This window comes from Synechococcus sp. WC10meta (assembly GCF_047461475.1).
Genome location: NZ_JANSHF010000005.1, coordinates 22794 through 36644 on the forward strand (window position 1 = coordinate 22794; position 13851 = coordinate 36644).

Annotated in this window: 14 protein-coding genes; 9 read left to right on the top strand and 5 right to left on the bottom strand. The window is 61.9% G+C overall.

Features of this window, described 5'->3' with window-relative positions:
• Positions 1–90: 90 nt before the first annotated feature.
• Positions 91–687, top strand: coding sequence for a peptide deformylase (gene def / locus NW804_RS03650; RefSeq protein ID WP_414409728.1), 597 nt, complete (start codon positions 91–93; stop codon positions 685–687).
• Position 688: 1 nt separating this feature from the next.
• On the opposite strand, the gene NW804_RS03655 is transcribed toward def, so the two are convergent.
• Positions 689–1042: a hypothetical protein gene (locus NW804_RS03655; RefSeq protein WP_414394997.1), complete on the bottom strand. Its 354-nt coding sequence runs from the start codon at positions 1040–1042 to the stop codon at positions 689–691.
• A gap of 94 nt (positions 1043–1136) precedes the next feature.
• On the opposite strand from NW804_RS03655, the gene cbiD reads away from it, so the two are divergent.
• From cbiD to fmt, 3 genes are all read left to right on the top strand, one after another.
• Entirely contained in the window at positions 1137–2264 is a 1128-nt protein-coding gene (gene cbiD / locus NW804_RS03660; protein WP_414422886.1) for a cobalt-precorrin-5B (C(1))-methyltransferase CbiD, read from the top strand.
• A 64-nt stretch (positions 2265–2328) separates the two neighbouring features.
• Positions 2329–3039, top strand: a complete 711-nt coding sequence (locus tag NW804_RS03665; protein WP_414405234.1) for a hypothetical protein — start codon at positions 2329–2331, stop codon at positions 3037–3039.
• A gap of 24 nt (positions 3040–3063) precedes the next feature.
• A complete protein-coding gene (fmt, locus tag NW804_RS03670; RefSeq protein ID WP_414422887.1) occupies positions 3064–4056 on the top strand; it encodes a methionyl-tRNA formyltransferase in 993 nt (330 codons plus the stop codon).
• 17 nt (positions 4057–4073) lie between these two features.
• Here the strand turns inward: fmt and radC are convergent, their stop codons facing one another.
• The gene (gene radC, locus NW804_RS03675; protein ID WP_414395154.1) at positions 4074–4805 is read right to left on the bottom strand and encodes a RadC family protein; all 732 of its coding nucleotides are present in this window, start codon (positions 4803–4805) and stop codon (positions 4074–4076) included.
• 288 nt (positions 4806–5093) lie between these two features.
• Positions 5094–5264, bottom strand: a complete 171-nt coding sequence (locus tag NW804_RS03680; protein WP_414420817.1) for a hypothetical protein — start codon at positions 5262–5264, stop codon at positions 5094–5096.
• 72 nt (positions 5265–5336) lie between these two features.
• Here NW804_RS03680 and NW804_RS03685 point away from each other — a divergent pair, with 72 nt between their 5' ends.
• Entirely contained in the window at positions 5337–5882 is a 546-nt protein-coding gene (locus tag NW804_RS03685; protein WP_414420816.1) for a pentapeptide repeat-containing protein, read from the top strand.
• 204 nt (positions 5883–6086) lie between these two features.
• On the opposite strand, the gene NW804_RS03690 is transcribed toward NW804_RS03685, so the two are convergent.
• Positions 6087–7148 (bottom strand): CIA30 family protein, encoded by a 1062-nt coding sequence (locus NW804_RS03690; protein WP_414422888.1) that lies wholly within the window; start codon positions 7146–7148, stop codon positions 6087–6089.
• 119 nt (positions 7149–7267) lie between these two features.
• Positions 7268–8437 carry a lipid-A-disaccharide synthase-related protein gene (locus NW804_RS03695; RefSeq protein WP_414422889.1) on the bottom strand — a complete coding sequence of 390 codons (1170 nt, stop codon included), beginning with the start codon at positions 8435–8437 and terminating at the stop codon, positions 7268–7270.
• A gap of 96 nt (positions 8438–8533) precedes the next feature.
• On the opposite strand from NW804_RS03695, the gene NW804_RS03700 reads away from it, so the two are divergent.
• From NW804_RS03700 to NW804_RS03715, 4 genes are all read left to right on the top strand, one after another.
• Entirely contained in the window at positions 8534–8839 is a 306-nt protein-coding gene (locus NW804_RS03700; protein WP_414422890.1) for a hypothetical protein, read from the top strand.
• Between the two features lie 63 nt (positions 8840–8902).
• Positions 8903–9949 carry a thiamine phosphate synthase gene (locus tag NW804_RS03705; protein WP_414405240.1) on the top strand — a complete coding sequence of 349 codons (1047 nt, stop codon included), beginning with the start codon at positions 8903–8905 and terminating at the stop codon, positions 9947–9949.
• Positions 9950–10102: 153 nt separating this feature from the next.
• Entirely contained in the window at positions 10103–11626 is a 1524-nt protein-coding gene (locus NW804_RS03710; RefSeq protein ID WP_414405306.1) for an AAA family ATPase, read from the top strand.
• Between the two features lie 131 nt (positions 11627–11757).
• Positions 11758–13830, top strand: a complete 2073-nt coding sequence (locus tag NW804_RS03715; protein WP_414422891.1) for an NAD(P)/FAD-dependent oxidoreductase — start codon at positions 11758–11760, stop codon at positions 13828–13830.
• Positions 13831–13851: the final 21 nt, after the last annotated feature.

Genomic DNA, 13851 nt, shown 5'->3' on the forward strand with positions numbered 1-13851 from the left:
TAACTTCCAGGCGTCCCCGGGGTTTGAGCAAGTGTAGAATGAGGGGACCAGCTAGACAAGCTGATGTTTGTTTTGTAAGAGACCTGCCCGATGGTGGCCACGCTTTCTGTCCCCAAAGTTAAACTCAAAAACCCACCGCTGCGCATCTATCGCATGGGGGACAAGGTGCTGCGGCAACCGGCCAAGCGGATTAGCCAAGTCAACGACGAGATCCGCCAATTGGCGCGCGATATGCTGCAGACCATGTACAGCGCTGATGGCATTGGTCTGGCAGCGCCACAGGTGGGCGTTCCCAAGCGCTTGATTGTGGTGGACATCTATCCCGACAAGCCAGAAGTGCCGCCGCTGGTACTGATTAATCCGGAGATCCGCGAGTACCTTGGCGAAACGGTGGCTGCTCAGGAGGGTTGCCTAAGCATTCCAGGCGTCTTCTGTGAGGTTCTACGCGCCCAGGGAGTGGTGGTGTCGTTTAAGGACGAAAGCGGACGGCCCCGCACAATCCAAGCCGATGACTTGCTAGCGCGAGTCATCCAACACGAAATCGATCATCTCAACGGTGTGCTGTTTGTTGATTACGTGGAAAACGAACTGCTGCTGGATCAGGAGCTGCGCAAGCATGGCTTCCAGATGCAGGATGTGCAACGCAGAGCTAATCCCCTTGCCGCTCCTGCCCTGAAACCTCGCTAGGTTATTTGCGCAGGCGCTGGGCCAAGAGCTGCTCCTCCAGGGCGGCAATGCGGTTGTAAGCAGCAGTTAGCTGCGCGCTCAAGCGCTGGATCTGAGCCTCAGGGGCAAGATCATAGGTCGGCTGGCGGTTGCCGACTACAGGCGGATCCTCCTCCAGCAAAAAGTTATGGCTCCCATCTCCAACCAAGTCGGCGTTTAGGGTGCTATAGCAGGAGGAGGCGGGCACAGCTTTTTTGGCCTCTTGCCGCGCCAGCAGGGCAGCGGCCACCTGCTCTGGCAGCCGTTCAATGGCAGCTTTTAGCTCCTGAATTTGCCCCTCCAGACGCTCAAAATAGTGCTGCAAGGTTTCGCTCATAGCTGCCCCGCTCTTAACTCTTTACTCCCATTGAAAGAGACAGGTTTCTATCCCTCCCTCCCTTCGCCCAGATCATTTAACGATTGAACAAAAAATGCAGGATTCCCTCCCCTCCTCCCCTCAGCGAGGTTACACCTTGCCCGTGTTTGCAGTGGCTGCTGCCAAGGCAGCCTTTCATCACCTCCTCAAGATTCCCTTGCCCCAGGAGGGTGGTTGTCCCGTCGTGGCAGTGCAGGTGGAGCCTGAGGTGGGATCGGTCAGGATCCCGGTGGAGCAGGTGGCCACGTTGTCGGAGAACACCGCTTTAGCCATCACCCGCTCGGATCCCGGCCCTCACCTGGATCTCACCCGCAACACGCCGGTCTGGGGGTGGGTGGCTCTGGAGGAAAGAGATCCCACCGCTCCCCCTTTGCTTCTAGAAGCTGGCGAGGGGCTAGGGCGACACGCTGACGGCAGCCCAGCCATCTATGCCTACGCCCGGCATCTGTTTGAGGTCAACCTTTTGGCAGGGATCCCGGAGGGTTATCGCCTGCGGGTGCGCATCATCTTGCCGGAAGGCAAGCTGCTGGCAGAACGCACCTCCAATGCTGCTTTCGGGGTGCTGGAGGGGCTAGCGCTGGTGGGGACACGGGCGGAGGTGGAGCCTTCTGCCAGTGCCGAAAGTCTGGAGCAAGCCCGGCAAGAGCTGCAACAGAAGCTCGAGCAGCACAGGCGGCTGGCCTTTTGCCTAGGCAGCCACGGGCAACAGGTAGCCCTGCGGCAAGGGATCCCGGCAGAGCAAATCCTGCGGGTAGCCAATTGGGTAGGGCCGCTGCTGGTGGAGGCGGCGCTGCGGGGGGCGGAGGCCGTTCACTTGATTGGCTACCACGGCAAACTCATCAAGCTAGCAGGCGGCATCTTCACCACCTCCAGCCATGTAGCCGATGCCCGCCTGGAGATTCTGGTGGCAGCCTTGATCCGCTGTGGGGGAGCAGCCGAGCAGGCGCGACGGCTGTTGGAGCTGGGAACGGTGGAAGCAGCAGTGCAGTACCTAGAAAGCCTGGGTTGGGCAGAGCCGGTGCTACAGGCCCTGGCTTGCCGAATCTGCGAGCGGGCAACAGCCTATGTGCAAAAGTACGCCGGCCGATCCCTAGCGTTGGCGGTAACGTTGTTTGATCGACAAGGGCAAGTTTGCGTGCAGGCGGGGCAGGGACTTAAACCTCAGCCTGCTCAAACCCTCTAGTGGTTTTCAGCAACTCTAGGCGCTGAGCTAGGTTGGATCCGAAGCTACCCAGGGATCTCCACCAGTGGCTACTTCTTCTGCAGCTTCTCCCCAGCCTCCTCTGTCGGAGAGGGTGGCGCGCCTGCAGGCAGCCCTGAGTGCCCTAGGGTTGAGCTCTCTCCAAGTCCAGGCGCGTCTTTCCGGCCACCGCCTGTTGCTGCGTTTAGAAGGGGAGCCCCTCCCGGATCCGGACTGGCTGCTGGAGAGCCTCCTGCCAACCCTAGAGGAAATGGCGCTGAGCTACCGGCAGCGCCAGGTGGAGCTGTTCGGCTTTCCCCCCAACGAAGGGATCCCGGAATGGCACCGCGAGTGGCGCTACCAGCCGCCGCCCAACCCCAACAGCCCCTTGTACCGTGCCCGGCAGGGGGATGAAGAGGCCCTCCAGGAGGTGCTCAACTACTTGCTCCACCCAGAAGGAATCCGCGCTCGGGTTCACCTGCATCCCAAGCTGGGCTGGCTGCAGATTAACTTGCAGGCTGCAGAGGCGCCGGATCCGGCCTGGGCCAAGGATTTTGTGCGGCGGGTTCTAACGCGCTTAGAATTGACCTTTGTGCAACGGCTGCGGCTTTCTGGGCAAAAGCTGAGCTCTTTCTTTCCAAGCTGGAGCCAGGAATTCGATCTCAAACAGCCCACCTTTTGGCAGGCTCCCCCAGGCAGGCTTTCTCCCTTTCCTTCTCCAGCAGCCGACGCTGCCGATGGCGAGCCCCCTCGGCCTTCCCCTGCCGCTCTAGACTAAAGGGCAGGGCTTAGGGGGTCGGCCATGCGGGTTGTCTTCTTTGGCACGCCGGAGTTTGCTCTACCTTCGCTCCAGGCTCTCCTGCAGCCGCCGTCTCCTTTTGAAGTAGTAGGATTGGTCTGCCAGCCGGATCGGCCCCAGGGACGAGGACAGAGGGTGCTTCCTCCGCCCACCAAGATCCTTGCCCAAGCCCAGGGGATCCCCGTGTGGCAACCTGTCCGTTTGCGGCGGGATGGGGAGGTGCTGGCGGCGCTGGCGGCTCTGGCTGCCGATGTGTTTGTGGTGGTGGCCTACGGCCAAATCCTGCCACCGGCGGTGCTGCAGATGCCCCGGCTGGGCTGCGTCAATGTCCACGCCTCCCTCCTGCCGGCCTACCGCGGCGCTGCCCCCATCCAGTGGGCTATTGCCAACGGCGAGACCGAGACCGGCGTCACCACCATGCTCATGGACGAGGGCCTGGATACAGGAGCCATCTTGCTGCAGGCCAAGCTGCCCATCGGGCCGGAGCAGACCGGCTTGGAGCTAGCCTCCCAACTGGCCCAACTGGGGGCAAGTCTGTTGGTGGAGACGCTGCTGAAGTTGGAAAAAGGAGAGCTGACCCCCATTCCTCAGGATGACTCGCGGGCCACCTACGCCCCCCTGCTCAAAAAACAGGACTTCCAGCTTGATTGGCGGCGCTCGGCCCAGGCTTTGCACAATCAAATCCGCGCCTTTTCCCCCAACTGCTTTACCGGCTTGCAGGGGCAGCGGATTAAGATTGTCCGCTCCGCCTCTCCTCAGTTGCACCCGCCACCTAATCCTCTTCCCCAGGGCAGCCCTGGAGAAGTCGTGGGACTGGCCAAGGGAGAAGGGGTGTACGTGGCTACCGGCGAGGGATCCCTCCTAATCCGACGGGCCCAGCTGCCTGGCAGAAAAGAACAATCGGCCTGGGATCTGGTCAACGGCGGCCAGCTCAGGGTGGGCATGCGCTTTGAGCCGCTTTTGGAGACCGATAGTTCCTCTCCCCAGGGAGAGTAGGTCAGGGGGGTGGGGGTTTATTCTGGCTGGGGAAACTCCTGCCAGAGGTTGGTGTGTTGGCGCAGGCTGAGGAACTGACCACCGCCCAGGATGAGGTGATCCAAAACTGGGATCTGCAGCAGTTGTCCCGCCTGCAGCAGTTGCCGCGTGAGAGCCAGATCCTCGGGGCTGGGATCCAAGCTGCCAGAGGGGTGGTTGTGGGCCACCAGGATGCGGCTGGCTCCCTGCTTGATGGCGCTGCGGAAGGTTTCCCGGGGGTGGGTGAGGGTTTCCGTGGCGGTTCCCCGCGTTACGATCTGCTGGCCGATGAGGCGGTGCTTGATATCCAGGTGCAGGACGGCAAAGTGCTCTTGGGCCTCCCACATCAGGTCGGCGCTTAGGGCCATGGCCGCCTGTTCTGGCGATTCAATCACCGTCAGCTCAGGTGGTCGGGCCAAAAAGATCCGCCGCCCCAGCTCAATGGCTGCCAGCACCGTTGCCGCCTTGGCCGGGCCGATGCCCTCAATTTGAAGCAGCTCCCCGGCCTCCACCTGGCGCAACTGGGCAAGGGGATCTCCTTGCGCTTCCAGTTTTTTGAGGAGCAATTGAGCTAGGCCCAAGGCAGAGAGCTTGCCCGGCCCCTGGCCTGTGTTGAGCAAAATGGCCAACAGCTCGGCGTGGGAGAGGCTTTTGGCCCCTTGGCTGAGCAGTCGCTCGCGCGGGCGGTCCCGAAGGGGAAGGTCGCTAATACGCAGCACATACTGGCCCATATTCTTCAACAGCCAAAAGGGGCTGCTACAGGCTGGGATCCCAGGTTACCAAGCAGTCGGGTATCGCTAGCCAGACAGCTCCCTCAAGGGCACCCAAAAATAGGGTACAAACGAGCGAAGCCTGTGGAGGCCAACCCCTATTCTGGGCCGGCAAGCTGCTGGCAAAAGTGGAGGGCTCTCCCCTGGATATGCTGCAACACCCGCCAGCATCAGGAGCAAAGCAGGGCCACAGGTGAAGAAGGATTAAAAGAGAGCCAAGCTTCTAGGAGAGGAGAAAGGACAGGACCGTCACGAAGAGGAAGCCAACGGGATCCCTTGAATCCACTGCAACGCCGCACGCAGCTTGGCCAGGAGAGCGGTGGCCACCCAATCCACTGCCTGGACACCTGCTGGATCCCTGCCAACAATAAGGACACGGGGCTGCCGCGTCTGGTAAGGAGATAGAAGGTCTACCTCCACACTCCCCCAGCGCGTAGCGCTAACGGGTATCCCGGCGGACTAGCTAATGTCTCACTAGGAGGCAGTGCGGTGATGGAAAACTTCAATCCCGGCTTGGGCGGACAAGGGCCTAGTGGATTCGATCTGGCCATGGGTGGCCTGGTGGCTGTTCGACAAGCCCTGGCCAGGCCGGATCCCCAAGTGAGAATCCGAGCTCTCAAAGATGCTCTCCAACATGGGGAAGAAGGGGCCCAGCTTCTCCTGAAAGCACTGCAGGAGGACAAGGAGTGGGAGGTAAAGTTCGCTGCTTGGGAGACGTTCCTGAAATCCGACAATCTCCACCACGTGCAGGCAGCAAAGGCATATCAGATCCCCCTACGTCAGGTTGGGGATATTCGAGGAAAGTATATAGCTGGCGAGCGAGACTTTCGCTGGGCTGACTTGAGGAAGGCCAACCTGAAGAAGGCTGACCTGAGCGGGGCTAACCTGATCGGGGCTAAGCTAAGCGGGGCCAACCTGGAGGAGGCCAACCTGAGCGGGGCCGAATTGTTCGGGACCGACTTGAGGGGAGCTGAACTGACAGGTCCTCAGCTCAGAGGGGCCAACCTAAAAGGTGCCAAGCTCGATTCTGAGATTTGACGAGCACAATTCTTCCCGATGGGACGCGCCATCCTTGACTTCGTAGCCCCAAGGTCTGTGGGGTCTCGAAGAGGTCGGAAAGCGGGATCCTCCCAGCCAGGGCAATAGCAGCCAGGACGCCCAGAGCCCTCCACCCCTGACCGAGATGCCCGATCCAACGAGCCTCGTCGGCAGCCCAAAGGGATCCCAGCAGTGGGTCAAAGCTTAGCCAGGGAAAGCTTCTAAAGGCACCACCCGGCCCACACTTTCGGGCGAGCGCAAAAGGCGCAGCAGGTGAGCGGCTAAGGTAGATCCCTCGATCCCGGCGGGAATTTCCACCCCACACCAGCGGCTGGAGCTCTCCTGCAGAGCCGTCACCCACGCGGGCGACAGGGATCCCTGGGCCACCCCAATCAGTTGCGGCAGGGGGTCGCTGCGGTAAAGCCCAATCCAGCGCAGGCCCAGTTGGAAGGGCCCAGGCCGAAAACGAGGGTTAGGGCTGCCGTCGGCTTCAAACTTGCTCAGCATTAGCTGCAGCGAATAGATCTGGCGGGTATTCAAGGGGGTAGCGGCAACCCGGCGGGCGCGAAAGGTGGGCACCATCTCGGCAAAAGGAACCTGGACGGTCTGCTCCTCCCCAGGGGTGGTGTCGAAGGCGTAGGCGTAGGCTGGGCTGTCCCAGCCGCCTTGATCCCTGAGCAAAACCTTGTAGCGCTGTCCATCGCCCCGCAGCCGCAGCTCCAGGCCAGCAAACCCTGAGGCGTCCAAGGGAGGCTGCCAATTGCGCGTGCGCGTGGAAACAAAGCCGCCGAAGTTGGCCGTGGAAACCTGGCCCGTAAACAGCAGCTCGCCCTCTCCCCAGAGCAGTTGGCTCTGGCTCACCCCACCCATTACCACATCGTCCAAGATGCCCCAGAACTGGTTCAACTGGGGGTTGGGCTGGCGGAAGTCGAAGAGCATCTGTTCCGTTTGGCCGCTGCAGCGCAGCCGTTCCAGGTGGGCCCTGGCCACCTCTGGCGCTCCCAGCCCTAAGATCACCCTGGCTGTCACCCAGTCCTGGCTCTGCCCCACCTCCGCCCCTTGCTGGCGCAACGCCTCTGTCAAACCTTCGGGCAGGCCATCGCCCAAAAGAACCAGAGGAAGGGAAGTGGCTGGCGTCAGAGAAGGAGGCATAAAGGGAACTTCTGGGCTTTGAAAGCCATTCTGAAGCCAGCGCCAGAAGCTGGCAAAGGGTAGCACCTCGTAGTAGGTGAGGGTGTTCCAAAATCGCCCTAAGTCCCAGGTCATCTCTAGCTGCTCCAAAATGCCCTCCAAGTAGGCAGAACCGGCTACCTACCCAAGGGATCCCCTTCTCCAGCGTAGGCAAAGGGGCAAGGGTGCGGCAGCAGTTGGGGAACCGCCACAGATTAGTCCCGGGGACCGGCAAGCAAGGCTGTGATCTGGTCGGCAATGCGCTGGGTGGCCCCAGGGGATCCCATGCGCCGTTGCCCGTGGGCCCGCAGTTGGGCGGCGTAATCGGGATCCCTGGCTAGGCGGTCCAGAATTTGGCAGAGCACGGCGGGGGCCTGCTGGGGAGAAGTGAGGTGGACAGCAGGTCCAAGAAGGCGGGTCTGGGCTTCGGCAAAGCGCGGGGTAAATTGTGGCCCCTCTCCTGGCAGGGTGACCACTGGCTTTCCTAGGCCGACGCATTGTTCCGTGGCCGTCCCCGCCATGGCCAACACCACCGTAGCTCGGTGAGCACAGGTGCCGAAATCTCCCCACACCAGCAGCAGGTCGCGGCGCCGCGACGGGATTTTCTCCTGAAGGGGATCCCGCTCCAGGTTGGGGCTGAGGGCTGCATAGACTTGGATTTCCGGCGGCAGTTGCTCTACCACCTGCATCATCAAGGCCCAGTTGCGGTAGGCTTCCGGAGGACGGGATCCCGGCAGCAACAGCACCGCAGGCCGGCTGGGATCCAAAGGCAATTCCCCCCGCGGCTCTAAGTCGTCCATCATCGGGTTGCCCAGGTAGAAGGCCCTTAGGCCCCGTTGCTGCAGGCCAGTTGCCGTCAGCTCATCCCGCAGAAAAGAACCCAGGCAGCGCCTGTGGGCCATCAGCCAGCGCTCCCAGGGCAAGTAATCGGAAGCCGGCTGGCCCAGCCAAGGGCGGCGGTAGGGCCCCCGCTCATCCCGCCAGTAGTAGTCCGACTTGGCCGTGCCCACGAAAACGTAGGGGATCCCGCTCCACCAGGCCATGGCTAGGGGCACAATGTCTCCCACGGCTAGCACCAGCTCCACCTGCTTGGCTAGGCGGCGCACCAGAGCCAGTTGCTGCCTCGTCAGGCCCAACAAGCCAGCGCGCAGATCCCACCACAGCTGCCGCCAATCCTGGTAGATAAATCCCCCCGAAGGCATTACCTGGGTCAGGGGCAGCAGCGGGATCCCTCGCCGTCGATACGCCACCCCTTCCCCCACAATCGGCAGGGCCTGCACTGGGATCCCTCGTTGGGTGAGGGCTGAGGCAATGCGGCTAGCCACCTCATCTTCTCCGTGGCCATTGCTCAGGCACAGCACCCGCGCCAGATTTTGGGAGTTCATTGCTGGGGGAGGTTGTCGTCTCCAGCCAGACTAAACGAGCCTACCAAAGCCTACCGAAATTAAAATAGGGCCAATCTGAGAGAGAAAGCCGGGGCGATGATCCGAGATGAGCGACAGCGAGCTGAGTTTATTGCAGCGGTGGAAGCCTTGCGCCTGGAAGGGCCCTACTTCGTCGAGACCCGTCTTAGCCGTCAGCGGGGGCCTTTTTGGCGGGCGGTGAAGGATGTGGCCGCCGGCCAGCCCTGGTGGGAGATCCGCTACTTTCCTGCCTGTGAGCGCTACGCTTGGGCCTACCTGCCAGAAGGAAGCGGCCCCCGTGAGTTTGCCTGGGGACACACGCCCCAGCAGGCTTTCCTCAACGCCCTTTGGCAACAGCCTGCCTCCTCTTCGGACAAGGGCTAGCCCAGGTGCCGGAGAGACTATTCCAGTTTAGAGTAAGGATTAAAACTCCCACGCGCAGGGGACATGAAACCACAAGCCGTCGCCCGGATTCTCGATGCCAACCTTGACCGCGCTCGCGAAGGGCTCCGGGTATTGGAGGAGTGGTTTCGCTTTGGCCTGGAGAACGGCGAGCTGGCTAGCGAGTGCAAAGCTATGCGCCAGGCCCTAGCCCGTTGGCACAGTAACCCACTGCGGTTGGCCCGCGACACCCCTGCTGACCCCGGCACCCAGCTCTCCCACCCCCAGGAGGAGGAGCGGCGGGATCTCAGCCACCTGTTGCAAGCCAATTGCAGCCGCGTGCAGGAGGCGCTGCGGGTGCTGGAAGAATACGGCAAGCTGGCCGAATCCCAGCAGTGGGTGGCCCCTGGCCTGGCCAAGCTGGCCAAAGACATGCGCTACCACCTCTACGTTCTTGAAAGTGAGCTGTTGGGCAGATCCCTGCGCCGACGGCTGTTGGCAGCCCGTCTTTACCTGGTCACCAGCCCGGTGCCCCACTGGCTGGAAGTAGTGGAAAAGGCGCTGCGGGGCGGGGTGACCTTGGTCCAGTACCGCCGCAAGAACCTGGCCGACAGGGAGATGCTCTGGGATCTCAAACAGCTGCGGCAACTGTGCGACCGCTACCAGGCGTTGATGATTGTCAACGACCGGGTGGACTTGGCCTTGGTCAGCCAGGCGGATGGGGTACACCTGGGCCAGACGGATTTGCCAGTTGCCCAAGCCCGACAACTGCTGGGATCCCAACGCCTGATTGGCCTGTCCACCACCAACGCTGAAGAGTTGGCCCAAGCCCTCGCCAGCGACGTGGATTACATTGGCGTCGGCCCTGTCTACGCTACCCCCACCAAGGCGGAAAAACCGCCTGCGGGCCTGGAGTACGTGCGCCTGGCTGCCGAGAAGGCCTCTCTGCCCTGGTTTGCCATTGGCGGCATCGATCTCCACAACCTGCCGGAGGTGCTGCGGGCAGGCGCCAGTCGCGTAGCCGTGGTGCGGGCCCTGATGGAGGCGGCGGATCCCACCCAGACCGCCCGTGCCATGCTGGCCGAGTTGCAAGGGATCCCTGCTCTATCCTGAAAGAGGAAGAGCCTACTTTTCATCCCCCTGATGGCAGAGTCGGCAAAAGAACTCAGAGAGCTCACGGATCGCAACCAGAAAAGCGGCGGAGATCCCAGCCTGAGCGGGATTGCCACTGAGGTGCAAGGGGAGCTGATCCAGGAGCTGGATCTGATGATCCGGGCCCGCTACCCCCTGATCTACCTGGTCTCCCCGGAAGAGGAGCCGGCCGATGCCGTGCTCGTGCAGGTAGCCAAAAGAACCGATCCGCCGCGGCGGCTGCTGTTTTGGGACGTGGTACGGGGCTGGCAGGATAGCGGCGAAGACCGGGGTTCCCTCATGGCCGCCCTGGGGCGGGTGTGGCGCTCAGCTCCCCAGGAAGACACCCTGTTTGTGCTGCGGGATCCGCACTTTGTGTTGCGCAACGCCACCAGCGACAAAAACGCCCCCATCCTGCGGGAGCTGAAAAACCTTAGCCGCGAGCTCAAGCGCACCCGCAAGACCTTGATCCTGCTCAGCCATACTCTGGAGGTGCCCAGCGACCTGGCCGAGGAGGTCACCGTTGTCGATATTCCCTTGCCCAACAGCGAAGAGATTAGCCGCCTCATCCAGCTCTATGTAGCTCCCGAAAAACTTAAGCTCAGCCCCTTGGGTCGCGAGCAGCTGGTCAAAGCCTGTCAGGGGCTAAGCCGAGAGCGCATCCGCCGCGTTTTGGCCCGCGCCCTGGCCGCCAAGCAGGAGGTCAACGAGGCCGATATCGACCTGGTGTTGGAGGAGAAGAAGCAGGCCATCCGCCAGACGGGCATTCTGGAGTTTTTCACTGCCCGCGAGACCCTGAAAAATGTGGGTGGGCTGGACAATCTCAAGGCTTGGGTGCGGGTGCGCCAGGAAGCCTTTACCGAAGAGGCGCGGCGCTACGGCCTGCCCAACCCCAAGGGGGTGCTGCTGGTGGGGATCCAGGGCACCGGCAAGTCCCTCTCGGCCAAGACCATCGCCAACGAGTGGCGGCTGCCCCTGTTGCGGCTGGATGTTGGGCGGCTGTTTGCTGGGATTGTTGGCGAGTCGGAAAGCCGCGTGCGCCAGATGATCCAACTGGCGGAGGCCATGGCCCCCTGTGTGCTCTGGATTGACGAAATTGACAAGGCCTTTGGCAACATCACCAGCGGCGCCGACGGGGACTCGGGCACCAGCCGCCGGGTGTTCGGCAGCCTCATTACCTGGATGCAGGAGAAAACCAGCCCGGTCTTCATCGTGGCCACTGCCAACAACGTGCCCCTCTTGCCGCCGGAGCTGTTGCGCAAGGGCCGCTTCGACGAGATCTTTTTCCTTAACCTACCCACCCACGCCGAGCGCAAGGAGATCTTCCGGGTACACCTGCAGCGGCTGCGCCCCAACCGCCTGCGGGAATTCGACCTGGACGCTCTAGCAGCCGCAGCTCAAAATTTCAGCGGCGCCGAGATCGAGCAGGCTATCGTGGACGCCATGTACAACGCCTTTGGGGGCAGTGGCAGTGGCGCTCGGCGAGACTTCACCCAGGAAGACATCCTGCAGGCCATCCGCGAAACCGTGCCCTTGGCCTCCATTGCCCGCGAGCAGATCGAAAGCCTGAAGTGCTGGGCTGCCCAAGCCGGCGCTAGAGTTGCCTCTCAAGATGCTCAGGTGCTGCAGGAGATGAAGCAATGTTTTGCGGCTTCGTAGAGCCCCTAGGCGGGGGTTGAGGCCCTGGAGTCGGCTCCCACCAAGCGGCTTACTGAGGCATTGGGAACCTAAGCGCTCCTCCCCTCGTGTCACAATGGGTAAAGATTGGCTTCTTTTTGTGTCTTGGCCCTGTGCTCAAGCCTCTGTACTACCGCGAGATCCCTTGCCCAGAGACCGCTCAAGTGCTGCGCTGGCTGCAGGAGCACCTGCCTTTGCCTACGGGCAGCCAAAAGGTGCTGACTCCTACCGGCCTGCGCCTACAGGGATCTGGAGCGGAGCTGGCCGTTTTCCTCTGGTCGGGGCTAAACACCACCTATCTCAAGATCTTCCAGTGGTCAGAGCGGCCTTTTCCCCAGCAGGGCCGCTGGCTAAAGGAAGTGGAAAAGGCTATCCAAAGCCAGTTTCCCCACCGCTACCCGCAGCTGCCCCCTATCGATCTCAGCCAGGGATCCATCTTTGAGCAACTGGAGCCCTTTTACCCGCAGACGGTAAAGTATTTCCGCCGCATCCCCAACGGCGAGTTTGACCTGCAGCGGGTTTACTGGTGGGAGAGGCGCTGGCGGGAGGAGGTACAGTCCCCTCCTGCTCAGCGGCCACCGGTGCTGTTGCGTCAGCCTGCCCCCCAACCTGCACCCTTGGAGTGGGACTTGGTGGTGGTGGGCGGAGCCCTGGGAGCCATCTACGGCGCGGCCATGGCCCGCCTGGGCTACCGTGTGGCCTTGGTGGAACGGCTTCCCTTTGGCCGCATGAATCGGGAGTGGAACATCTCGCGGCGGGAGCTGCAGACGCTGGTGGACTTCGGCCTCCTCAGCTCTGAGGAGATGGAGAGCCTGATTCTGCGGGAATACACCGATGGGTTCAACAAGTTTTTTGATGGCAACAGCCCTGTACGCGCGCCCGTCCTGCACACGCCAACGGTGCTCAACCTGGCCATCGATGCCGAAAAACTCCTGCAGCTCTGCGGCCAGATCCTAAAAGCCTGCGGCGGCGCCATCTACGAGCGCAGTGAGTTCCAGCGGGCCTATATCGAGGAGCAAGGCGTCACGGTGGTGGTTAGGGACTTAACCACTCAAGAAGAGTTCTGCCTGGGAGCCCGCCTGTTGGTGGATGCCATGGGGACGGCCTCCCCCATTGCCCAGCAGCTCTACGGCCGCCGCGCCTTTGACAGCGTTTGCCCCACGGTGGGAGCTACCATTGCAGGGGGGTTTGAGCTGGGAGTTTGGGATCCCCAGTTTGGCGACATCCTGGCCAGCCATGGGGACATCAGCCGCGGTCGACAACTGATCTGGGAACTGTTCCCTGGGCCAGGGGAGGATCTCACCTTCTACCTGTTCTACTACCACCAAGTACACCCGGAAAACCCGGGCTCCCTCTTGGAGTTGTATGAAGACTTTTTCACCATCCTGCCTGAGTACCGCCGCTGTGACCCAGAGCGCCTGCAGTGGAAGAAGGCCACCTTTGGCTATATCCCCGGACGCTTTGGCCGGCAGCCAGCTCCCGCAGAGCCCTTCGACCGCGTTCTCTTGATTGGGGATGCGGCAGCCCTGCAATCGCCCTTGAGCTTTACGGGGTTTGGATCCCTGGTGCGCAACTGCCCCCGCCTTTGTGACCTACTGGACACAGCCTTGCGCCATGATCTGCTCAAAGCGGCCGACCTAGCCCAGATCCGCGCCTATCAGGGCAACTCGGCGGTGACCTGGCTGTTTTCTCGCGGCATGATGGTGCCCACCGGTAAGGTGCTGCCGCCCGAGCGCATCAACGCCATCCTCAACAGCTTCTTTGGCATTCTCACTACCGAGCCGCCAGAGGTGGTGGACGACTTTATCAAAGACCGGGCTGGCTGGCTGGCCTTTAACCGCATGGCCATCAAGGCAGCTCTGCGGAACCCACGGCTGCTGCTGTGGATTTGGGAGGCGGTGGGGGCGGAAGGCTTTGCCCAGTGGCTACCCACCTATTTCGGCTACACCGGCCTGGCCTTGCTCTCGGCCTTGCTGGGGGGCTGGTTCCCCAAGCTGCTGCGGCGCCTGCAGCTCTGGCTGGAGCCTCGCTACCCGCGCCTCTGGCTGCGCTGCCTAAGCTGGAGCTACACCCTCACTTACGGTGTCGGCCGGCCGCGCCTCGAGTTCCACCTTCCTGCTCCTAGTTCTTCTGCTAAGCCAAGCGTCCAAAATCCGATACCGAGCTGGATAGAAGAAAGAGTCTAGCTCATGCAGCCACGGCAGTTT

What these genes read in the sequence shown, in the direction of transcription:
- NW804_RS03700 (WP_414422890.1), top strand. Translation starts at nt 8,534, where the DNA reads ATGATCCGAGATGAGCGACAGCGAGCTGAGTTTATTGCAGCGGTGGAA.
- def (WP_414409728.1), top strand. Translation starts at nt 91, where the DNA reads ATGGTGGCCACGCTTTCTGTCCCCAAAGTTAAACTCAAAAACCCACCG.
- NW804_RS03695 (WP_414422889.1), bottom strand. Translation starts at nt 8,437, where the DNA reads ATGAACTCCCAAAATCTGGCGCGGGTGCTGTGCCTGAGCAATGGCCAC.
- NW804_RS03690 (WP_414422888.1), bottom strand. Translation starts at nt 7,148, where the DNA reads ATGACCTGGGACTTAGGGCGATTTTGGAACACCCTCACCTACTACGAG.
- NW804_RS03655 (WP_414394997.1), bottom strand. Translation starts at nt 1,042, where the DNA reads ATGAGCGAAACCTTGCAGCACTATTTTGAGCGTCTGGAGGGGCAAATT.
- cbiD (WP_414422886.1), top strand. Translation starts at nt 1,137, where the DNA reads ATGCAGGATTCCCTCCCCTCCTCCCCTCAGCGAGGTTACACCTTGCCC.
- NW804_RS03685 (WP_414420816.1), top strand. Translation starts at nt 5,337, where the DNA reads ATGGAAAACTTCAATCCCGGCTTGGGCGGACAAGGGCCTAGTGGATTC.
- NW804_RS03705 (WP_414405240.1), top strand. Translation starts at nt 8,903, where the DNA reads ATGAAACCACAAGCCGTCGCCCGGATTCTCGATGCCAACCTTGACCGC.
- NW804_RS03710 (WP_414405306.1), top strand. Translation starts at nt 10,103, where the DNA reads ATGATCCGGGCCCGCTACCCCCTGATCTACCTGGTCTCCCCGGAAGAG.
- fmt (WP_414422887.1), top strand. Translation starts at nt 3,064, where the DNA reads ATGCGGGTTGTCTTCTTTGGCACGCCGGAGTTTGCTCTACCTTCGCTC.
- radC (WP_414395154.1), bottom strand. Translation starts at nt 4,805, where the DNA reads ATGGGCCAGTATGTGCTGCGTATTAGCGACCTTCCCCTTCGGGACCGC.